The sequence below is a fragment of the Sphingomicrobium lutaoense genome, assembly GCF_014195685.1.
GTDB classification, from domain to species: Bacteria; Pseudomonadota; Alphaproteobacteria; order Sphingomonadales; family Sphingomonadaceae; genus Sphingomicrobium; species Sphingomicrobium lutaoense.
Genome location: NZ_JACICF010000002.1, coordinates 307208 through 327500, shown reverse-complemented (window position 1 = coordinate 327500; position 20293 = coordinate 307208). Strand labels below are relative to the sequence as shown.

General features: G+C 67.6%; 20 protein-coding genes. 14 read left to right on the top strand and 6 right to left on the bottom strand.

Translation table 11 applies throughout. The annotated features are described in order from the left end of the window. Positions 1–42 precede the first annotated feature (42 nt). On the bottom strand, positions 43–1338 hold the full coding sequence (locus FHS50_RS09830; protein WP_246333117.1) for an OprO/OprP family phosphate-selective porin: 1296 nt from the start codon (positions 1336–1338) through the stop codon (positions 43–45). 289 nt (positions 1339–1627) lie between these two features. Here FHS50_RS09830 and FHS50_RS09825 point away from each other — a divergent pair, with 289 nt between their 5' ends. From FHS50_RS09825 to FHS50_RS09765, 13 genes are read left to right on the top strand one after another with little or no spacing between them, the layout of a single operon-like run. Continuing rightward, positions 1628–2410, top strand: a complete 783-nt coding sequence (locus FHS50_RS09825) for a type II secretion system protein N (RefSeq protein ID WP_183934260.1) — start codon at positions 1628–1630, stop codon at positions 2408–2410. 15 nt (positions 2411–2425) lie between these two features. Then, positions 2426–4567 (top strand): type II secretion system secretin GspD, encoded by a 2142-nt coding sequence (gene gspD / locus FHS50_RS09820; RefSeq protein WP_407696064.1) that lies wholly within the window; start codon positions 2426–2428, stop codon positions 4565–4567. Continuing rightward, positions 4564–6150, top strand: a complete 1587-nt coding sequence (gene gspE / locus FHS50_RS09815) for a type II secretion system ATPase GspE (RefSeq protein ID WP_183934259.1) — start codon at positions 4564–4566, stop codon at positions 6148–6150. The genes gspD and gspE overlap by 4 nt, the downstream gene beginning before the upstream one ends. Beyond that, positions 6140–7369 (top strand): type II secretion system inner membrane protein GspF, encoded by a 1230-nt coding sequence (gspF, locus tag FHS50_RS09810; protein WP_183934258.1) that lies wholly within the window; start codon positions 6140–6142, stop codon positions 7367–7369. Before gspE ends, gspF begins: the two co-directional genes overlap by 11 nt. Next, positions 7366–7794: a type II secretion system major pseudopilin GspG gene (gene gspG, locus FHS50_RS09805; RefSeq protein ID WP_322597118.1), complete on the top strand. Its 429-nt coding sequence runs from the start codon at positions 7366–7368 to the stop codon at positions 7792–7794. The genes gspF and gspG overlap by 4 nt, the downstream gene beginning before the upstream one ends. 6 nt (positions 7795–7800) lie before the next feature. Beyond that, positions 7801–8253 (top strand): GspH/FimT family protein, encoded by a 453-nt coding sequence (locus tag FHS50_RS09800; protein WP_183934419.1) that lies wholly within the window; start codon positions 7801–7803, stop codon positions 8251–8253. Beyond that, on the top strand, positions 8250–8609 hold the full coding sequence (gspI, locus tag FHS50_RS09795; protein ID WP_183934257.1) for a type II secretion system minor pseudopilin GspI: 360 nt from the start codon (positions 8250–8252) through the stop codon (positions 8607–8609). Before FHS50_RS09800 ends, gspI begins: the two co-directional genes overlap by 4 nt. Continuing rightward, a complete protein-coding gene (gene gspJ / locus FHS50_RS09790; RefSeq protein ID WP_183934256.1) occupies positions 8606–9229 on the top strand; it encodes a type II secretion system minor pseudopilin GspJ in 624 nt (207 codons plus the stop codon). The genes gspI and gspJ overlap by 4 nt, the downstream gene beginning before the upstream one ends. After that, positions 9226–10191 carry a type II secretion system minor pseudopilin GspK gene (gspK, locus tag FHS50_RS09785; RefSeq protein WP_183934255.1) on the top strand — a complete coding sequence of 322 codons (966 nt, stop codon included), beginning with the start codon at positions 9226–9228 and terminating at the stop codon, positions 10189–10191. Before gspJ ends, gspK begins: the two co-directional genes overlap by 4 nt. After that, positions 10188–11279: a type II secretion system protein GspL gene (gspL, locus tag FHS50_RS09780; RefSeq protein WP_183934254.1), complete on the top strand. Its 1092-nt coding sequence runs from the start codon at positions 10188–10190 to the stop codon at positions 11277–11279. Before gspK ends, gspL begins: the two co-directional genes overlap by 4 nt. Next, positions 11276–11731, top strand: coding sequence for a type II secretion system protein GspM (gspM, locus tag FHS50_RS09775; protein WP_183934253.1), 456 nt, complete (start codon positions 11276–11278; stop codon positions 11729–11731). Before gspL ends, gspM begins: the two co-directional genes overlap by 4 nt. After that, positions 11728–12435 (top strand): type II secretion system protein N, encoded by a 708-nt coding sequence (gspN, locus tag FHS50_RS09770; protein ID WP_183934252.1) that lies wholly within the window; start codon positions 11728–11730, stop codon positions 12433–12435. Before gspM ends, gspN begins: the two co-directional genes overlap by 4 nt. Further along, the gene (locus FHS50_RS09765) at positions 12435–13187 is read left to right on the top strand and encodes a prepilin peptidase (protein WP_183934251.1); all 753 of its coding nucleotides are present in this window, start codon (positions 12435–12437) and stop codon (positions 13185–13187) included. Before gspN ends, FHS50_RS09765 begins: the two co-directional genes overlap by 1 nt. Here the strand turns inward: FHS50_RS09765 and FHS50_RS09760 are convergent. The 4 genes from FHS50_RS09760 to hisS all read right to left on the bottom strand — a co-directional run bounded on the left by FHS50_RS09760 (position 13184) and on the right by hisS (position 17161). Further along, entirely contained in the window at positions 13184–13732 is a 549-nt protein-coding gene (locus tag FHS50_RS09760; protein WP_183934250.1) for a DUF4167 domain-containing protein, read from the bottom strand. The two genes, FHS50_RS09765 and FHS50_RS09760, sit on opposite strands and share 4 nt — an antisense overlap. 239 nt (positions 13733–13971) lie before the next feature. After that, positions 13972–14790, bottom strand: a complete 819-nt coding sequence (gene prmC / locus FHS50_RS09755; RefSeq protein ID WP_183934249.1) for a peptide chain release factor N(5)-glutamine methyltransferase — start codon at positions 14788–14790, stop codon at positions 13972–13974. Then, positions 14787–15869, bottom strand: a complete 1083-nt coding sequence (gene prfA / locus FHS50_RS09750; protein ID WP_183934248.1) for a peptide chain release factor 1 — start codon at positions 15867–15869, stop codon at positions 14787–14789. Before prfA ends, prmC begins: the two co-directional genes overlap by 4 nt. Further along, on the bottom strand, positions 15869–17161 hold the full coding sequence (hisS, locus tag FHS50_RS09745) for a histidine--tRNA ligase (RefSeq protein ID WP_183934247.1): 1293 nt from the start codon (positions 17159–17161) through the stop codon (positions 15869–15871). Before hisS ends, prfA begins: the two co-directional genes overlap by 1 nt. Positions 17162–17300: 139 nt before the next feature. On the opposite strand from hisS, the gene ppa reads away from it, so the two are divergent. Next, the gene (gene ppa / locus FHS50_RS09740; RefSeq protein ID WP_183934246.1) at positions 17301–17831 is read left to right on the top strand and encodes an inorganic diphosphatase; all 531 of its coding nucleotides are present in this window, start codon (positions 17301–17303) and stop codon (positions 17829–17831) included. On the opposite strand, the gene FHS50_RS09735 is transcribed toward ppa, so the two are convergent. Further along, complete coding sequence (locus FHS50_RS09735) at positions 17828–20242, bottom strand: TonB-dependent receptor domain-containing protein (RefSeq protein WP_183934245.1); 2415 nt, start codon at positions 20240–20242, stop codon at positions 17828–17830. The genes ppa and FHS50_RS09735 overlap by 4 nt on opposite strands. Positions 20243–20293: the final 51 nt, after the last annotated feature.

Below are 20293 nucleotides of genomic sequence, written 5' to 3'. Positions count from 1 at the left end.
GGTTGCGCACCGCCCCTTCTTTTTCGCCGATCGGCGGGAAGCCTAGAAGTCGACCTGTCCGCGCAGGCCGAGGACGTTGACCGAATAGTCGCGGTCGCCTGCCGCCGGGATCGCCGCATCGCCATAGACGATATGCGCGAAGTTCAGCCCGAACAGTACATAATCCACCGGCTTCCAGTTGAGCGAGGCCTGATAGGCATTCTGGGTGCCGCCGACGATGCCCGCGTCGTTGAGATCGAGATAATCCCAGCGAGCGTTGATGCCGATCGAGCCGATGCCGCCCTTGTCGAAGCCGTTCGCGACCTTCACCCGGTCGAACTTGCCGCCCTTGTAGCCGCGGCTTTCGCCCGTGAGGAAATAGCCGCCTTCGAGATAGGCGCCGAAGAAGGTCGGATCGCCCGCCGGGCTGCCACCCACCTTCTGCCAGAAGGTCTCGCCCGCGACATAGAGCGGGCCGAAGATGCCCGCTGCCTCGAGGCCGAGACCGGTTTCGCTGGTCGCGCCGATCGCGCCGGTGTTGATGAAGCGCACGTCGGTCGAATGCACCGCCGGGCGCACCCGGTAGCGCACCGAGGAAGCGGCATCGTTGAGCGCGCGATAATGCGCCGAGCCGCCGAAGTGCAGCTGGTTGCCGCCCATCTCGGGCATGAACACGATGCGGCCATCGACGCCGTTCGAATTGTTATTCTCGTCCAGATCGCCGATGGCATCGGTGAAGAGGCCACCCTGCACGAGAAGATTGTCGCCTTTATACTGGGCCGACACGCCGACGCGGCGCTCGAATCCGAAGGCGTCGGTAAAGGCGGCGCGCTCGAAGAACTGGGTGTGGAGCGAGCTGGTCAGCTCGGCCAGGCCCTGGAAATTGTTATGCTGGCCGACGATGAATTCCATGTCGCCTTTTTCATAGGAGACATAGGCGTCGGTGAATTCGGCATCGCCGCCCGCGAATTCGAGCTCGGCCTTGTAGCCGAAGCCGCCCGGCATATCGCCTTCGACGCCGAGACGACCGCGGCGCATCTCGTTAGAGAAACCGAGACCCGCATCGTCGATGGCATCGGGCGCATCGACGGTCGCGGCATCATACATCATCCGGCCGCGCACCTTGAACTTCCAGCCGTCGTCGGTCGAAAGCTCGGGCGTGGCCTTGAACTTGATCGCGGTGTCGGCCTTGGCGGCCTTGCCGGCCTCGACTTCGCCGCGCAACTCGGCGACCTCGGCACGCAGCGCCTGGATCTCGGCGATCAGTGCGTCGACCTGGGGGTCCTTTTCCTGCGCATGGGCGGGAACGGCCGTAAGCGCAGTGGCGCCGAGCAAGATCGGCATCATCAGCTTATGCATTTTCCAACAAATCCTTCTTCTGCCCACCATCGGCCCGTCATCGGGAGGTGTTGCAAGCTCCCCTAGAGCGCGACTGTTACGCCAAAATGACAGACCGGCAGCAAAGCCGGAGCGGAACGCCGACGCAGCCGTCACCGGAGAATAGGCAACAAGTTCAATCTGTTGCCGACGGCCCACAGCCAATGGCCCGTCGCCGCGCCGATGAAAGAAAAGAGTCCCCAACGGGCCAATCGCTGCTACCAAGTCGCAAGGGACGGAGGGTCGAGCCATCGAGAAGCGGCTTGGAATTTTGAATCGCCCGTGGTGGCGGGACCGGCTGGGCGCGGCTCAGCTGCACCTGCTTGCCCGTGCCGTCCTTCTCGCGCTTCTCGCATTCCTGCTTGCCCGCCTCCTCTGGGTGCTGGTCACTCCGGTCGGGCCGCTGGGCGACTGGCGCCCTGCCCCGCCGCGCATCGCCGCGCCCGCGACGCGTACCGCGATCCTCTCGACCGTCGATCCCTTCTCGGGCCAGCCCGCGAGCGTGGATACCAACCAGGTCACGAGCCTCGATCTCGAACTGTTCGGAGTCACCGTAAACCAGGGCGCGGGTACCGGAAGCGCGATCATCGGCTTTCCCGACGGCACCCAGCAAAGCATCGCGGTGGGCGAGGAAATCCTGCCCGGCGCGAGCCTTGCCGAAGTGGGCTTCAACTATATCGTGATCGACCGGGGCGGGATTCGCGAACGACTCTATCTCGACGAATCGCAGCCTGCCGACATCGCTCAGCCCGAGATGACGCCGACCGCCGGGCCGGTGGGAACCGAGGGGCGCGATCCCTCGCGTGCCTTCGCCATCGCGCCGCGCATGCGCGGCGGCAAGATTACCGGAGTGCGCCTGACGCCCGGCCCCGACCGCGCCCTGTTCGACGAGACCGGCCTTTCGCCCGGCGATATCGTCGTCGAGGTCAATGGCACCAGCATCGCCGACACCACCGACATCGAAATGTTGCGCCGGGAATTGAAGCCCGGCGCGCGCATCAACCTGACCGTGGAGCGTGGCGCCGAGCGCCTGCCCATCGCCATCAGTTTTTGAGGACCGAGTAGCAGCATGAAAAGAAGCGCAACCTGGATGACCGCCATCATGATGGTCGTGGCGCCCCTGTCGATGACGATGACCGCCAGCGTGAGCGCGCAATATATGATCAACATGCGCGATGCCGAGGTGCGCGCTTTCGTCGACGAGGCCGCCCGTGTGACGGGCATGACCTTCATCGTCGACGGTCGGGTCAACCAGAAGATCAGCGTCGTCACCTCGCGCCCGCTGTCGCGCTCCGAATATTTCGAGGTCTTTCTTTCGACCCTGCGCGCCAATGGCCTGGTCGCCATCCCCATCCAGGGGGGCTATCGCATCCAGCCGGTCACCGGCGCAGCGACCGAGCCGACGCGGGTGAGCCCCGGGCGGGTGGCGGGCGACCAGTTCGTCACCGAGATCTTCCGCTTGCGCTCGGTCGATGCGGCAGGCGCGGTCGAGACGCTCCGCCCGCTCATCTCGGCGCAGGGGTCGATTACCGCCAACCGCAATGCCAACAGTCTCGTGGTGGTCGATTTCGCCGACAATATCGGGCGGGTCCGCCAGCTTCTCCAGCGCATCGACCGCGACAATAGCGCAAGTGATATCGTCTATCTGAAGAATAGCGGCGCACGCGAGATCGCAACCTCGCTCCAGCAGCTGGTCGGGGCGCAGGGAGAAGGCGCGGCGGCTCCCCTCACGGTAAGCGCGATCGACAGTTCCAATGCGCTCCTCCTTCGCGGCGATCCGCAGTCGGTCGCGCGCTTTGCCGCGACCGCGCGCCAGCTCGATGCCGCGGCACAGGGCGGCTCGGAAGTGCGGGTCTACTGGCTCGACCATGCCGATGCCGAACAATTGCTTCCCGTCCTCCAGCAGCTGGTCGGACAGCCCGCCACCTTCGGCAACAGCGAGCCAGGCTTCATCCGCGGGCAGGAAGGCGAAGGCACCGGGGCCGGTCCCGCACGGCCTCCCGCTCCCATGTCGATGCCCGCCGCCGCGGGCGGCGCGGGCGCCACCGGGATCGTGCGCTACGGCCCCGCGGTGGTGACCCGCTATCCCGGCACCAATGCGGTGATCATCGCCGCCAATGCCGAAGCGCAGCGCCAGCTGGGCGAAGTGATCCGCCAGCTCGACACGCGGCGCGAACAGGTGCTGGTCGAAGCGATCATCGTCGAGATCGGCAACAATGCCGCGCGCGAACTGGGGGTGCAGTTCCTGCTTGCCGACCAGAATGGCGGTTTTGCCGCCGCCAATTACAGCAATGCCCAGCCCAACATCCTCGCGGTGGCCGGGGCGGTGGCCAATTACGAACTGGGCCGCGAGACCGCGGTGACCGACGACGGGGTGGTCACCACCACCATCGACAGCCCGCTCGGCGATGCAGTGACCGATGTCGCGGTGCAGTCGGTTCTGGGCGTCACCGGCGCGCTCGCCGGCGGGATCGTCGACATCGGCAAGGACGGCATCTTCGGGGCGATCGTCAATGCGGTGCAGTCGGATACCGAGAGCAACATCCTTTCGACCCCGTCGATCATGACGCTCGACAACCAGGAAGCCAAATTGCTGGTCGGGCAGGAAGTGCCGGTGACCACGGGCGAAGCGCTGTCGACCAATTTCGACAATGCCTTCCGCACCGTCGAGCGGCAGAATGTCGGCATCCAGCTCGACGTGAAGCCGCAGGTCAACAGCTCGGGCTCGATCAAGCTCTTCCTCCGCCAGGAGGTGTCGAGCGTCGCGGGGCCGGTGTCGCGCGGTTCGTCCGACCTCATCATCAACAAGCGCGAGTTCAAGACCGTGCTCACCGTCGATGACGGCGATCTCATCGCGATCGGCGGGCTGCTCGACGATGCCGAGCGGCGCACCATCGAGAAGATCCCGCTGCTCGGCGACATTCCGCTGCTCGGCGAACTGTTCAAGTCGCGCTCGCGCTCGCGTTCCAAGACCAATCTGATGGTGTTCATCCGCCCGCGCATCATCCGCGACCGCGACGATGCCGCTTCGATGACCGCGCAGCGCTATGGCTATATCCGTGGCGCGCAACTGGCCCGCGATCCCGATGTCGAGCCGAGCATCGACAGCCTCGTGCGCGACTATCTCGGCGCGGTTCCGCCCGCGCCGCGACCGCTCGCTCCCGGCGACCAGGTCTACCGGCCGGGCGCGATCCTCGACGAGGGGCAATGATGATCCGGCGCGGCGATGCCGAAGCCGAGGTGCCGCCCCTCCCGCCCGAAGCGGCGCAAGGCGAAGCCGCGCTCGACGCGCCTGCCATCGATCCCGTCCGGCCCGCGATCTTCGACATTCCTTATGCCTTCGCGCGCGAACATGGCGTGGTGCTGCGCACCGGCGGATCGGGAGAGCCTTTGGTAGCGGTGCGGCAAAGCGCCGACCCCGCCGTGCTGGTCGAGGTACGCCGCCACTTGAGGCGCCCATTCGACATCCAGTTCGTCGCCGACGGCGAATTCAACCAGCTTCTCCACTCGCGCTATGCGGTCGATGGCAGCGAGGGACTGGCCGGCGAGATCGGAAGCGACGGGCTCGACGCGCTCGCCGATGGGATTCCGACCGCCGAGGACCTTCTCGAAAGTGCCGACGATGCGCCCGCGATCCGCCTCATCAACGGAATCATCGCCGAAGCGGTGAGACTGGGTGTGTCGGACATCCATATCGAGCCCTATGAGCAGAACCTCATCGTCCGGCTGCGCGTCGACGGCGTGCTCAAGGAGCATCTGCGGATGCCCGCGCATGTCGCGCCGGTGGTGGTGAGCCGAATCAAGGTGATGGCGCGCCTCGACATTGCCGAGCGGCGCGTGCCGCAGGACGGGCGCATCTCGCTCAAGCTGGGCGGAAAGCAGCTCGACGTGCGCGTCTCAACCTTGCCCAGCCGCGCGGGCGAACGGGTGGTGATGCGCATCCTCGACAAGGAGCAGGCGGGGCTGTCGATCGACCTGCTGGGCATTTCGGGCGCCGCCGAAACGGTGCTTCGCGAAGCGTTGGGCGAGCCCAATGGCATCATCCTCGTCACCGGCCCCACAGGGTCGGGCAAGACCACCACCCTTTATGCCTGCCTCCAGCAGCTCAACGATGGCGAGCGCAACATCCTCACCGTCGAGGACCCCGTCGAATATTCCATCGACGGGATCGGCCAGACGCAGGTCGATTCGAAGGTGGGGATGACCTTTGCCAACGGCCTTCGCGCGATCCTGCGGCAGGATCCCGACGTGGTGATGGTCGGCGAGATCCGCGACCGCGAGACCGCCGACATCGCGATCCAGTCCTCGCTGACCGGCCATCTCGTCCTGTCCACCGTGCATACCAATGACGCGATCGGCGCGATCACTCGCCTGCGCGACATGCGGATCGAGCCTTTCCTCATCGCCTCGAGCCTTCGCGCCGTAATCGCGCAGCGGCTCGTCCGGCGACTCTGCCAGGAGTGCCGCGAGCCCATTGAAGCCGACCGGGGCGTTGCCGCGCTGCTCGGCTTTTCCGAAGGCGAGACCATCTACCGCGCGGTCGGCTGCGATGCCTGCGGACGCACCGGCTTCAAGGGGCGGATCGGGGTGTTCGAGGCAGTGCGGATCGACCCCGCCCTCCGCCGGCTGATTTCGGACGGGGGCGACGAGGCGGTGATTGCCCGCCATGCCTTCGCCAATGCGCCCACGCTGGGATCGGCGGCACGTGCGCTGGTGCGCACGGGCGAGACGAGCGCCGAGGAAGCGATCCGCATTTCGCGCCATGACGGCGAGGACGAGGACCATGCCGTCTGAATTTGCCTATCTGGCGGTGGACGCCAAGGGACGCGAGAAGCGCGGCCGCATCGCCGCGGCCGATCCCGAGGCGGCACGCGCCAAGCTGACGGCGCGCCACTGGGTGCCGGTGAGCGTCGCCAGCGTGGCCGAGGTCGGCAAGGCGCGCGCGCCCGGCCTCTTCTCGCGAAAGCCCAGGCTGTCGGTGAAGCAGCGTACGCTCTTCACCCGCCAGCTCGCCACGCTCATCAAGGTGTCGCCCATCGAGGAAGCGCTGCGCACCATCGCCCGCCAGAGCGAGAAGGAAGAAACGAGGGCGATCGTCAACCGCGTCGCCGACGGGGTGGTCGAAGGCCGCCGCCTCGCCGATGCGCTGGCGCGCGAGCCCGCCAGCTTCGATCCTCTCTACCGCGCGATGATCGGCGCGGGCGAACGGTCGGGCACGCTTCCCGAACAGCTCCAGCGCCTCGCCGCGCTGATGGAGCGGCAGGCCGCGATGCGCGGCAAGCTCATCAGCGCGCTCGCCTATCCCGCGGTGCTCACCATCGTCGCGATCGGCGTGGTTACCGCACTGATGATCACGGTGGTCCCCAAGGTCGTCGAACAGTTCGAGGATGTCGGGCAGCAATTGCCGCTCATCACCCGGGTGGTTATCGCCATTTCCGATTTTCTCGCGGCCTGGTGGCTGGCCCTTCTCGGCCTCTTTGCCGCGCTCGTGCTCGGATTTCTCGTCCTCCTGCGGCGCGAGGGCTTTCGCATGCGCTTCGACCGCATTCTCCTTCGCCTGCCGCTGTTCGGGCGGCTGCTGCGCGATCTCAACGCCGCGCGCACCGCGCGGACGCTCGCGACCATGGTCGACAGCCGCCTTCCCCTGGTCGAGGGGCTCAAGCTCACCGCGCCCACCGTCCGCAACCGCGCGCAGCGCGCAGCGATCGAGAAGATGGTCGCCGAGATCCGCGGCGGGGGCAGCCTGTCGGGCGCGCTTGGCCGCACCGCGCTCTTTCCCCCGCTGCTCGTCCATCTCGCGGCGAGCGGGGAAAGCGCGGGCCAGCTCGGGGCGATGCTCGGCCAGGCCGCCGATTATCTCGAGGCCGAGTTCGATACCTTCACCTCGAGCGTGCTCTCGCTGCTCGAACCTGCCATCATCATCGCCATGGGCGCGGTTGTCGCCGCCATCGTGCTGTCGATCCTCATGCCCATCCTCCAACTCCAGTCGCTGATCGGAGCCTTGATCCTGTGAAACGCATTTTCTCTCCCCGCCGCCGCCCGCGCCAGCCGCGCAAGAATGGTTTCACCCTCATCGAACTGATGGTCGTGATCGTGATCATCGGCCTTCTCGGCACGGTGGTGGTCATCAACGTCCTCCCCAGCCAGGACAAGGCGCTGGTGACCAAGGCGCAGACCGACATCGCCACGCTGGGACAGGCGATGGAGATGTATCGGCTCGACCATTTCAATTATCCCGACCAGGGCGCGGGCCTTGCCGCGCTGGTCAACCCGCCGGGGCGCAGCCAGGGCTATATCAAGCGGCTTCCCGACGATCCCTGGGGCAATCCCTATCGCTATTCGGTGCCGGGCCGGAACGGTCCTTATGACATCTATTCGCTGGGCGCCGACGGAGCGCCGGGCGGCGAGGACAATGCCGCCGACATCTATGGCGAATAGGATGGTATGAGGAAGAACGGCTTTACCCTCGTCGAACTGCTCGTGGTGCTGGTCATTCTCGGCCTCGCCGCGGGCGCGGTGGCGCTCATGCTGCCGAGCGGCGGCGACAAGGTGCGGGGGGAAGCCACCATGCTGGCGGGCCGGATCGCCGCGCTGCGCGACCGGGCAATCGTCGAGGGCCGGCCTCTCGGCATCTGGATCGCGCCCACCGGCTTCGGTTTCGAGGCGCGCGGCGAGGACGGCTGGGAGCCGGTCACGCGCCCGCCCTTCGACGATGCCGCCCCGTGGCGCGGAGGGGTCGTCGCGGCGACCGGCAATGCCGAGCGCATCCTCGTCCGTTTCAACAGCGTGGGAATGCCCGCCGCGCCTGCGGTCATCCATCTCGAAGAGCAAGGCGACCCGCCCGTCTATGCCGCGGTCGAAGTCGCCGCCAATGGTGATGTGAAGGCGCTGCCGTGACGCGAAACGGCTTCACCCTCATCGAGATGCTCGTGGCGTTGAGCCTGTTCGCGATTGCCGCGCTCGCGCTCGCGCGGCTCGATGCCTTCACCGTCTCGACCACTGCCCAGCTTCGCGACAATAGCATGGCGCGTCTTGTCGCCGAGAATGAGGCGGCGCTGGTCATCAGCGCGCCGCGCGCTCCCGATAGCGGAGACGAGCAATTCGAACGGCGCAACGGCGGACAGCTCTTCATGGTGTCGCGAAGCGCTAGCGCGACCCCCGACCCGCGCCTTCGCCGCATCGACATCCTCGTCACGCCGATGAGCGGGGGCAGCCCCGCCCGGCTCACCCTTGTGCGGCGGACCGACCGGTGAGGAACGGCTTCACTCTCATCGAGATGATGGTCGCCTTGTCGATCTTCGCGATCCTGTCGGCGGGCGGCGTGCTGCTCCTGCGCGGAAGCGCGAACACGCAAGGCGCGGTCGATCGCCAGCTTGCCGCGCTTTCCTCGACCGAGCGGCTGCGCCTCCTCCTCGCTTCCGACCTGGGGCAGGCAGTGCCGCGTCCCACGCGGGGCGGCGACGGGGCGGCGCGGCCGGCATTTTCGGGCGACGCCCAGTCGATGCAATTCGTTCGCGGCGGGTTCGAGCCGGTCAGCGACGCTCCCGAGCCGACCATCGCGCGGGTGCGCTGGCTGCTCGCGGGCGGGCGGCTCGTCCGGCGCCAGTTCGGCCGGCTCGACGGCGGAGACGAGCCCGCGCTCGACGCCGAACTGGAAGAGGGGGTCAGCGAATTCCGCCTCAGCTATCGCGACGGTGCGGGCGGCTGGGTGTCGGCCTGGCCCGATGGCAGCGGGCTGGCGCTGCCCCGCGCGGTGCGGATGACGATTGCCTCGGAAGGGCCCGCCGTCGAGATGGTCATGGCACTGCCTGCCGCCGATGATGAGATTCGCGCGCTCGAGCCCGAGGAACCTCTGCCGGGGGGCCGCTCATGAAGCCGAGCGAGAAGGGAACCGCGTTGCTGTCGGTGCTGCTGCTGGTCGCGGTGATGGCGGCGGTGGCAGCGACCGCGCTTGACCGCCTCGGACTGGCGACGCGCCTCGCGGGCAATGCCGCCACCGCCGCGCAGGCGCGCCATTGGTTGGGCATGGCCGAGGAACTGGCGATGGTCCGGCTCGAACAGGAAGTCGAGAGCGCGGCCCTGGCCAGCCAGCTCGATGTCGAGCGCAGCATCACCCTGCCCGACGGCATGATCGTCCGCGCCACTCTCTCGGATGCATCGAACTGCTTCAACCTCAACAGTCTCGCGCGCGAGCGGCGCGGCGGACGGCTGACTTCCGATCCACGCGCGATCGGCCAGCTGCGCGACCTGATGGTCCTCCTCGGTGTCGACCGGTCGACTGCCGAGCGCATCGCCGAAGCGAGTGCCGACTATATCGACAGCGACGAGCGCGCCAATCTGCGTGGCGCCGAAGCGGGGCGCGAACCCGGCGATCTCGGGGCGGCTACCTTCCCCAACCGGCCGATGGTCGCGGTCAGCGAATGGAGCCGGATCGACGGCGTCGACAAGCAGATTTACGCGGCGGTCAGTCCCTGGCTGTGCGCCCATCCCGACACGCGGTTGAGCGCGCTCAACGTCGAGACGCTGCGCCCCGACCAGGCGGTGCTCCTCGCGATGCTCGATCCCGAAAAGATCGGAATCGAAGCGGCGCGCAGCCATCTGGCGGGCCGCCCGAGGGGAGGGTATGGCAGCATCTATAAATTCTGGAACGAAGGCCCGCTGCGGGGCCTCGACATCGCGAGGCAGGCAAGCGAGCAGGTGCAGGTGGAAAGTCGATATTTCCGGTTGGAGAGCAGCGTCGATGCCGAGGGTCCGGCGGTGCGCCAGACCGCTTTGATCGAAGTCGAGGACGGCAAGGCACGGCGCGTGGCGCGGCGCTGGGGGACGGAGCTTTGAGACAGCTTCTCCTCCTCCTGCCCGAACGCCCCGACGAGCATGGAATGGACTGCGCCTGGTGGTGCATCGAGGATGGCACCCTCGGCCAGAGCGGAAAGGGGGACGACTGGCGCGCGGCGTTGATCGATGATCCGCAAGTGATCGGCATCCTTCCCGCCGGTGCGGCCCGCGTGGAGATCCTGCCTGCCGGGGAAGTCGACACTCCGCAGAAACAGACCGCCGCAAGGCTTGCGGTGACGAGCCGGTCGATCGGCGGGGTCGAACGGCTGCATTCGGCGATCGGGCTGCTGCCCGACGGGCGCGGCGCGGTCGCGCTCGCCGACAAGGACCGGATGGAGGATTGGCTCGGTTGGGCGCGGCGGCAGGATCTCGACCTGCGCCACATCATCCCCGCCGCGCTGCTGCTTCCGGTCGACGGGGAATGGCATCGAGGCGGCCTCGGGGGCGAAGAAGTGTTCGGGCGCGACGGGCTGGCCTTTGCCGCCGATCCGGCGATGCAGGCGGCCCTGGTCGGGGACCAGCCCGTCAGCCCCATGGATGAAGCGGCAATCGAGCATGCTTTGCTGCGCGAAGCGGGGGCGCCGACCGTCGACCTGAGGAGCGGACCCTATGCCTATCGCCGCCCCTGGCGGCTCGATCCCTCGCGGCTGCGCGAATTTGCGGTTCTGGCCGCGCTGATCGCCTTGCTCGCCTTGCTCATCCCGCTCGTCCATGCGCTTCGCTGGGAAGCCGCTGCCGACCGGATGGATGCGCGCACCGAGCAGCTTGCCTCGGATGCGCTCGGGCGCCCCGTAACCGCTGACGAAGCCGAGCACGCGCTGGCCGCAGGCGGCGGGAGCGCGATCCGCGAAAGCGACATGCTCGCGGCGCTGCTCGGCGCGCTCGAAAATGAAGGACTGGTGCGCGCTTCGGCGATCGGCTGGCAGGGTGACGGGCAACTGACCGCGACGCTGGTCGGTCCCGATGCCCCCGCGATCAACCGCCTGCTCGCCGCGTTGCAGCGCGATGGTTGGGCGGTAACCGCTGATGGCCAGCCCTCGAACGACGGGCGGGCGCGGGTCGTGGTGACGATGGGGGCCACGCGATGAACGAGTGGTGGCAGGCGCGAAGCCAGCGCGAACAGGTGATGCTGGGCATCATGGCGCTGATCGCGGTGCCGGTCATCGGCTATTTCCTGGTCCTGAAGCCATTGCTCGATTGGGAAAACCGGGCGCGGGAGGAGTATCTGATGGCGCTGGACCGGCAGGGCCGGGTGAGCGCGATGGTCGGGGGGCCGGAGAGTGGAGCGGATAGCTTCGAGGGGTCGCTGGAGGCCTTTGTAGGAAATAGCGCCGCCGAGATCGGACTGACGCTCGAGGAAAGCGTGGCCGAGGGGCCCGACCGGCTGCGGATCGCGATTCCCGAAGCGAGCGGCCCGGCGGCGCTGGCGTGGATCGACCGGCTGGAAGCCGAGGGGTTGCGGGTGAGCGCGCTGCGGATCGAGCCTGCGGGGTCGGGCAATGTGTCGATCGGTGCGACGGTGGCGAGGAGCGGGTCGTGAGAGCGCGCTGGTATGTCTGGGCGGCGTCGATCTTCGCGGTGTGCCTCGTTGCGCTCTTCCCCCTGCGGGTGGCGATCGGGGCGGCGACCGGCCCCGAGAGCCTGCTGACCGCGCGTCAGGTCGCGGGGACCGTCTGGTCGGGGCGCGTGGGAGAGATGATGGCGGGGCCCGAGCGGCTCGGCACCTTCGATGTCGCGCTCAATCCCCTTACCTTGCCCCTCGGGAGGTTCGAGGTAGCGATCGAGCGGCTCGACGATCCCGAAGGGCCGTTGACGGGAGTGCTTGCGCTCGGCGGCGCGAGCGAGGGGGTGAAGGATCTCAATGGCCGGATGACGCTGTCGCGGCTGCTGTCGCCGCTGCCGAGCGGAGCGATGCGGTTCGAGGATGTGCGCATGCTGTTCAAGGGCGGGCGCTGCCGCGAAGCCGCAGGAAGCGTGCAGTTGCAGGCATCGCTGGGAATTGCCGGCCTGTCGCGCGACATGTCGGGGCCGGTGAGCTGCCGCGAGGACGGGCGCGGAATGGCCGAACTCAAGGGACCGCGCGGGGCCGAGCGGCTGACCATCATCGTCGATGCCGAGGGCGGCTATGAAGCCGACCTGGCCATCGAGGGCGCGCCGCCGATCCTGCGCGATGCCCTGTCGCGCGCGGGATTTGCCGAAGAGGGAACGAGCGTCGTCCTGCGCCAGTCGGGACGCCTTCGCTGATGCCCCTGTCGGGCCTGCTCGTCGCGGCAGGAGGCGTGACGGGCGCGATCGTCGGCAGCTATCTCGCCACCCTCGTCCTGCGCTGGCCGCGCGGCGAGGGCGCGAGCCGAGGCCGGTCGGCCTGCGACCATTGCGGCGTGACGATCCGACCCGCCGACCTCGTTCCGATCCTGAGCCATCTTTTGCGGCGCGGGCGCTGCCGCGCCTGCGGACAACCCATCGACGCCACGCATTTCCTCGTCGAGGCAAGCGGCGCGGCGATCGGCGCGGGAGCGATGGCGCTGTCCCCCGGCGTGGCGGGAGCGGTGCTGGCGCTGATGGGCTGGATCCTGCTGCCGCTGGTCATTCTCGACTGGCGGCATCTGTGGCTGCCTGACCGGCTGGTCGCCATTCTCGCGGCGAGCGGACTGCCGCTTGCCGGGCTGGCCAATGGCCTGCCGCTGATCGACCGCCTCATCGGCGGTGCGGCGGGCTTCGCGAGCCTGTGGGGCATTGCCTTCCTCTATCGCCGCTGGCGCGGGCGCGAGGGGATGGGCGAAGGCGATCCCAAATTGTTCGGAGCGCTGGGCTGCTGGTGCGGCTGGGCGGGGCTGCCGCTCGTCCTGCTCGGCGCGGCAGCAGGCCTGCTCGCCTATGCGCTTCTGAGCGGAGTCGCGGGCGAGCGTGAGCGCGAGCATCCGCTCGGCAGCGCATTGGGCGTCGCGGGATTTCTCCTGCTGGCCGCCGAGGCCAGCAGGGTCGTCATCCTCTAGGCCGCCGAAGCGGTATCGCCATCGTCCGAAGGCTTGCGGCGGGTCCGGCGCGGCTTGGGCGCTTCCTCGCCGCTGTCGTCGGCCTTGATCGCGGGCGGCAAAGCGTCGGCGGCAATCGCATTGGCTTCGCCCGCATCGCCATCATCCTCGTCCTTGCGGACGGTGCGGCGGCGCGGCTTGGGCTTGGCCTCGACATTGTCCTCCGAAGCGCGGCGGCGCGACTTGGGCTTGGTTTCGCCCTCGGCCTTGTTTTCGCCTTCGCCATCCTCGGCATCGCTATCCTGGCGACGGCCTTTCTGGCGCGGCGGCTGCTGGTCTTCCTGCTTGGCCTTATGATCTTCGAGCACGCGGAAATAATGGTCGGCGAACTGGAGATAATATTCGGCCTGCACCCGGTCGCCCGACATCTGCGCGTCGCGCGCCAGGCCCTTATATTTCTCGAGAAGCTGGGCGGCGTTGCCGCGCTGGCGATTGTCTCCGCGCGGTCCACCGCGATTTGGCTGGCCACCACGGCCGCGACGGCGGCTCTGACGATTGTTGATCAAGAAAATCCGTCCCTTGTTACCTGACGCGCAAGCGCGCCCTGAACGGCCGGGGCAAGGGGCCTCCGGCCCAGCGAACCCAATCCTTGTTGGCGATGCACCGCCGCAAAGATGCGGGGCGAACCATCAATCGATCGGGAGAAGGGATTTTGGAAGCGGCGAGGCCGTTCTGGCGCCGGTCGGTTCCATCCCTTACCTTCCTGTAACGGTGGCAAGGCAAAAAACCAAGCCTTTTTTGATATTTAGCCCGTAAAGCCGATGAGACGAGGTCGTCCGGCCAAGTCCTTCTTCATAAAGGCTTTTGTCCCGCTGGCCTCGACCAGCGCGCGGACCGCTTCGGCCTGGGTGTGGCCGATTTCCAACAATGCCACGCCTTCGGGAGCAAGGAGAGGACCGATCTGGGGAATGATCCGCCGATAGTCGTCGAGCCCTTCTTCGCCCGCGAACAGCGCTTCGTGCGGTTCATGTTCGCGCACCCCGGGACCCAGTTCGTCGGCCAGGGCGACATAGGGCGGGTTACAGAGGATGAGATCGAACGATCCGGTCACGCCTTCGGCCCAGTCGCCCTTGCGGAAGGCCGCGCGGTCGGCGAGCCCGAGGCGTGCCGCATTGTCGCGCGCATATTCGAGCGCCACCTCCGACGCGTCGATCCCCAGCCCCCGCGCGCGGGGAAACTGGTCGAGCGCGGCGAGCAGCAGCGTGCCCGGCCCGGTGCCGAGATCGAGGATGCGGTCGGGATCGGCACCGCCCTCGAAATGTTCGACCGCGGCCTCGATCAGCGTCTCGCTGTCGGGGCGGGGAATGAGGACGCCCGGCCCGACCTTGAGGTCGATCGTCCAGAAGCCGCGTTCGCCGAGCACATAGGCCATGGGTTCGCCGCCCGCGCGCCGTTCGACCAGCCCTTCGAAATTGTCGGGAACGGGATCGTCGGGCGAAACGGCGCCGAGAGCGGGAAGCGGGACGCCGAGCGCCGCCGCCATCAGCATCCGCGCTTCGCGGCGCGGGTCGTCGGCCACGCCGTCCAGCCGTTCGGCAGCGGCGGCGAGCGCCGCGCCGATCACGCTTCCTCTTCCAGCCCTGCGAGCCGCTGCGCCTCGTCCTCGGCGATCAAGGCCTCGGTGAGTTCGGCAAGCCCCGAGCCTTCGAGAATGGCATCGAGCTTGTGCAGGGTGAGGTTGATGCGGTGATCGGTGACGCGCCCCTGCGGGAAATTATAGGTGCGGATGCGTTCGGAGCGGTCGCCCGAGCCGACCATCGACTTGCGTTCGCCCGCGCGCTCGGCATCGGCCTTGGCGCGTTCATGTTCGTAGATGCGCGTGCGCAGCACCTTCAGGGCCTTGGCCTTGTTCTTGTGCTGCGATTTCTCGTCCTGCTGCGAAACGACGATACCGGTGGGAAGATGGGTGATGCGCACCGCGCTGTCGGTGGTGTTGACCGATTGCCCGCCGGGCCCCGAGGCGCGGAACACGTCGATCCTGAGATCCTTCTCGTCGATCTGGACATCGACTTCCTCGGCTTCGGGAAGCACCGCGACGGTCGCCGCCGAAGTGTGGATGCGCCCGCCGCTTTCGGTCGCGGGGACGCGCTGGACGCGGTGCACCCCGCTTTCGAACTTGAGCTTGGCGAAGACGCCCTTGCCGTTGATCGAGGCGACCGCTTCCTTGTAGCCGCCCACGTCGGACGCCGAGGCCGAGATCATCTCGAACTTCCAGCCTTCGAGTTCGGCGAAGCGCTGATACATGCGAAGCAAGTCGCCCGCGAACAGCGCGGCTTCGTCACCGCCAGTGCCGGCGCGCACTTCGAGCATCGCGGGGCGATCGTCGGCGGCGTCCTTGGGCAGCAATTGAACCGCGAGCTTCTGTTCGGCGCGCGGCAGGCGCTCGTCGATTTCCTCGAGCTCTTCCTCGGCCATCGCGCGCATCTCGGCATCGGCATCGCGGGTCATTTCCTGGAGCGAGGCCCGTTCGGCGCGCAGGCGGCGCACTTCGCGCGCGGCCGCGGCGACGGGTTCGATCTGGGCATATTCCTTCGACAGGCGAACGAAATCCTCGGGCGCGAGGTCGCCTGCTGCCATCGCTTGCGACAGCTCGGCCTTTTTCGCTTCGATCGCGGCGATACGGTCGTCCGAAACCCTGGGCATCAGTCATGGTCTCCAAGATCGGCTTCGAAGGAGGAAAGGTCGCGTTCGGCGGCTTCGTCGACGAGCGCGTCGATGATCGCCTCCATGTCGAGGGCGCGCTGCTCGCCGCTGGCGAGATGCTTATATTGATATTGGCCCGAGGTCACTTCTTCCTCGCCGATCACGATTGCCGCCAGGGCACCGGCCTGGTCGGCACGGCTCATCCGCTTGCCGAGCTTGCCGCTGGCGAAGATCTCGGCCGAGATGCCCTCGGCGCGCAGCCGCGTCGCGGCGTGGATCGCGGCGAGGCGCGCTTCCTCGCCCATCGGCAGGATCGCCGCCTCGATCCGCTCGCTCACGTCGCGGTCGAGAAGCATGGCAAGCCGTTCGATCCCTGCCGCCCAGCCGACCGCCGGGACATGGGGACCGCCCAGAGCCTCGATGAGTCCGTCATAGCGCCCGCCCGCGAGCACGGTGCCTTGCGCGCCGAGCCTGTCGGTGACGAATTCGAAGGCAGTATGGCGATAATAGTCGAGCCCGCGAACGAGATGGGGGTCGAGCTGATAGGCGATGCCCGCGGCGTCGAGGCCCGCACGTACCTGGCCGAAGAAATCCTCGGCCTCGCTCGACAATTGCATGGTCGGCGCGCTTTGCGCGAACGGCCGGTCGCGCGGGTCCTTGGAATCGAGGATGCGCAGCGGATTGCGCTCGAGCCGGTCGCGGCTGTCCTCGGACAATTCATCGCGATGCGCCGAGAAATGCTCGATGAGCGCGGCGCGCCAATTGTCGCGGCTCTGCGCATCGCCGAGCGTGTTGAGGCGCAAGGTCACGCCCTCGATCCCCAACTCCTCGAGCAGCTGGGCGCCGAACGCGAGCAGTTCGACATCGACCAGCGGATCGTCGCTGCCGATCACCTCGGCATCCAGTTGATGGAACTGGCGGTAGCGGCCCTTCTGCGGGCGCTCGTAGCGGAAGGCGGGGCCGTGGACCGCGACCTTCATCGGGACATGCTGCTGCCAGCCCTCGGAAAGGAAGGCGCGCGCGATGCCCGCGGTAAATTCGGGGCGCAGCGTGACCGAGCCTTCGGAGCGGCTTTCGAAGGACCACATCTCCTTGGAGACGACATCGGTGGTCTCGCCCATGGTGCGCGCGAACACGCCCGTTGCCTCGAACACCGGCACCTCGACGCGGCGGAAGCCGTAGAGACGGCGCACCCGGTCGAAACAGTCGATGACATGGTGGAAGCGCTCGGCGGGTTCGCCGTAAAGGCTTTGCGTGCCCTTGATCGGGCGGGGAGGCGAAGATCTGGTCATGGCTCTAAAGGGGCCGCTTAGCTGGCCTCGGGCGCGCTTTCCAGCCCTCACGACATGGAGCGCGAACCGTCCCGTCCGCGCAGGCAACCGGCGAAAAAGCCCTTGTGCTGGCAAAAGAAGGGGTTAGAGGCGCGGGGCCATGAACATCGACCTGATTCCCGCGGGCGACAATGTCCCGCACGAGCTGAACGTTTTCATCGAAGTGCCGATCGGCGGCGAGCCGGTGAAATATGAATTCGACAAGGAAGCGGGGGCGATGTTCGTCGACCGCATCCTCCACACCCCGATGCGCTATCCCGCCAACTACGGCTTCGTGCCGCAGACCCTGTGCGACGATGGCGATCCGCTCGACTGCCTCGTGATGACGCGCTGGGCGCTGTTGCCGGGGACGGTCATTCGCGCCCGGCCGGTCGGCGTGCTCCATCTCGAGGACGAGGCGGGGGGCGACGAGAAACTGCTCGCCGTGCCGGTGACCAAGGTCTCGCCTTATTACAAGAATGTCGAGGATTATAGCGACCTGCCGCCCATCGTGGTCGAGCAGATCGAGCATTTCTTCACCCACTACAAGGATCTCGAGAAGGAGAAGTGGGTGCGGGTCGGCAAGTGGGGCGGGCGCGAGGATGCGCTCAAGATCATCGAGGATTCGATCGCTCGCTGCAAGGCGCGCTAGTCGCCTCGTTGGCCCCGGCCCCTTTGCGGGGGACCGCTTGGCCGGGTGTAGCGGCTGGGGACGAAAATCTTGCGGATCGCGATGCCGACCGTGCGGCCCAGGGGCTCGATGAGCGCGGGCTGGTAGCGGGTCGGCACGAGGCCTTGCGCGTCGCGCACGTCGGGGCGGGCGTTGAAGAGATTGTCGACCGAGAGGCGGAGCGAGGTTCCGCGGAGCCAGGGGGCCTTTTCGATGAGGCCCTGCCGGTCGCTGAAATTGACGAAGGCGCGCAGATCGATCGTGGCGAAATCGTCGAAGCGCAGGCTTGAATCGCCGCTGTCGACGCGGGTGGCGCTGCGCCAGGCGCCCGAGAGGCGCAGGCCAAAGCCGTTCTTGAAGATGCCCGCGCGGGCTTCGATTTCGTGGCGGGGCTGGCCGCCGGTGCCGCCCTTGGCTTCGCCGCCGAGATAGTCGAGACGGGGGAGGCCCGGGGCAATGCGCACGTCGTCGGTGAGGGTGAGCGTGTGGAAGAGAGCGGCATAGATGCGGCCGCCGCGTCCGCGGCCGGGCGGGCCGCGGCGCGGGCCGCGGGGGCCGCCGCTGCTCTTGCTCCAATTTAGGCTGGTGCGGAGCGTGTCGCGGCGCTGGTCATCGAAATTGACGGGGGTGAGATCGACCAGCAGGAGCGTGCCGTCCCCGTCGCGCACGAAGCGGTCGGGGAAGGCGGCTTCGATCGCGGCGCTGGCGGCGGGGAAGGAAGCGGCGGGATCGTCGATCCGTTCGCGCACATATTCGGTGCGCAGGTTGAGGTCGGTGCGGGTGGGAAGGCGCCAGCCCGCGGCGAGTTTCCAGACGTTGCGCCGGTCAGCGAGAAGATCGGGATTGCCGCCCGAGATGGCGGTGACAAGCAGGCTTTCGCCGGTCACGAAATCGAAGAAGCGGGTGGCGGGGCTGGCGATGCGCGGATCGCCCAGTTGGCCAAGGCCGGGGGCGCCTTCTTCGCGCGTCCAGCTGCCGATCAGGTCGAGTTTTCGCGTGGGTTTCCAGTTGAAGCCCGCGCCGATGCTGGTGAGCGTTCCGAAGTCCGAGACATGTTCCACCTCGCCATTGGCGTTGAGGCCGAGATTGTCGAAGACCGGGGCATCGGCGCTGAAGGCCGCGGCGTTGCGGCGGCGCGAGAGGTCGGTGGCGAGCGGCTGACCGTCGCGAAAACCTTCGCTTTCGATCGCCATCCAGCTTGAATTGGCGCGCAGCGTGAGCGTCGCCGCGCCGAGCGTGCCGTTCAAGACGCCATCGGCGGCGAGGCTGCGGGTGAGCGAAGTGGCTTCCTCCACCGCCAGAGCGTTGAAGCCCGGCGAAGCGAAGGGATCGGCAGCGGGATCGAGCGCGTCGAGCCGGTCCTGGAAAGCCGCGACATCGGCGCCGCGATCGGTGAGCGTCCGCCGATCGGCGAGCGCCGCCGACAGGGTCGTGGACCAACCCCATTCGGCGGGCGGGCCATTGAGGACCGCGGCAAGATTGGCCGAGCGGGTGCGGCTGTCGCGGCCAAGCGCGGGAAGCCCGCTTGCGAGGAGGATGTCCTCGTCCTCGGGCTGGCGGGCATAGGGGCTGTCGGCAGGCAGGGTGAGGGCGGCGAACGAAGGACCGAGCAGGCTGTCATTTTCACTCTGTTCGACCTCGAGGCTGGCCGAGCCGTTGAGATTGCCAATCGGGCGGGCATGGCTGAAATCGAGGCGCACCATCCGCCGTTCGGGCAGCAGGCTGCGCGAGGAGCGCGGATCGAGGCTGGTGTCGGCGAGCTGCACCGGCTGGAGCGCGATGCCCCGTTCGCTTTCGCGGAGCAGGGCATCGCCTTCCACATCGAGCGAGATGTTGGTGCGCGCCCCGCCTTTCAGCATCAGCCGGTCGAGATCCAGTTCGCCGCCTTCGCGCCCGCCGTCGGTCGCCCATTGGCCTTCGAGACCCAGCGTGGTCGAATGGAAATTCTCGCGCAGCACGAAATTCACCACTCGCTGGTCGGCCTTGTAGCCGTAGAGCAGCGCGGTTTCCTCGGGCAGGATGTCCATCCGCTCGATCGCTTCGGGAGGCAAGTTGCGCAATTCGCGAAAGCCCGAGATGCGCTTGCCGTTGACGAGCAGCACCGGGCGTCCCCCGCCCCCGCCGCGACCGCGCACCGAGCCGATCTCGGGCGCGAGGGCATCGAGCAGTTCCTCGATGTTGTTGGCACCGGTGGCGGCGATGTCGCGCGGGTCGAGCACATATTCGGGGTCGATGTCGCCGAGCGCGCTGCCGCGCGGTCGCTGGGCCTCGACGATGATGACCTCTTGGTCGCCGGCCTGCGTCGGGTCCTGCGAAGGTTCGGCCTGCTGCGCGGCGAGCGGTGCGGCGAGCGCGGTGCCGGCGAGCAGGGCAAGAACGGTACGCGGGAACATGGCTACACTCCGCAAGGATGGGAAAGAGGCATCTTGTGGCCCGCCTGCCGC

Excerpts from the sequence above, each read along its gene's own strand:
- gspD (WP_407696064.1), top strand. The coding sequence starts at position 2,426 with ATGAAAAGAAGCGCAACCTGGATGACCGCCATCATGATGGTCGTGGCG.
- prfA (WP_183934248.1), bottom strand. The coding sequence starts at position 15,869 with ATGCCCAGGGTTTCGGACGACCGTATCGCCGCGATCGAAGCGAAAAAG.
- gspK (WP_183934255.1), top strand. The coding sequence starts at position 9,226 with ATGAAGCCGAGCGAGAAGGGAACCGCGTTGCTGTCGGTGCTGCTGCTG.
- FHS50_RS09735 (WP_183934245.1), bottom strand. The coding sequence starts at position 20,242 with ATGTTCCCGCGTACCGTTCTTGCCCTGCTCGCCGGCACCGCGCTCGCC.
- FHS50_RS09800 (WP_183934419.1), top strand. The coding sequence starts at position 7,801 with ATGAGGAAGAACGGCTTTACCCTCGTCGAACTGCTCGTGGTGCTGGTC.
- ppa (WP_183934246.1), top strand. The coding sequence starts at position 17,301 with ATGAACATCGACCTGATTCCCGCGGGCGACAATGTCCCGCACGAGCTG.
- FHS50_RS09765 (WP_183934251.1), top strand. The coding sequence starts at position 12,435 with ATGCCCCTGTCGGGCCTGCTCGTCGCGGCAGGAGGCGTGACGGGCGCG.
- hisS (WP_183934247.1), bottom strand. The coding sequence starts at position 17,161 with ATGACCAGATCTTCGCCTCCCCGCCCGATCAAGGGCACGCAAAGCCTT.
- FHS50_RS09830 (WP_246333117.1), bottom strand. The coding sequence starts at position 1,338 with ATGCATAAGCTGATGATGCCGATCTTGCTCGGCGCCACTGCGCTTACG.
- gspE (WP_183934259.1), top strand. The coding sequence starts at position 4,564 with ATGATGATCCGGCGCGGCGATGCCGAAGCCGAGGTGCCGCCCCTCCCG.
- gspF (WP_183934258.1), top strand. The coding sequence starts at position 6,140 with ATGCCGTCTGAATTTGCCTATCTGGCGGTGGACGCCAAGGGACGCGAG.
- gspM (WP_183934253.1), top strand. The coding sequence starts at position 11,276 with ATGAACGAGTGGTGGCAGGCGCGAAGCCAGCGCGAACAGGTGATGCTG.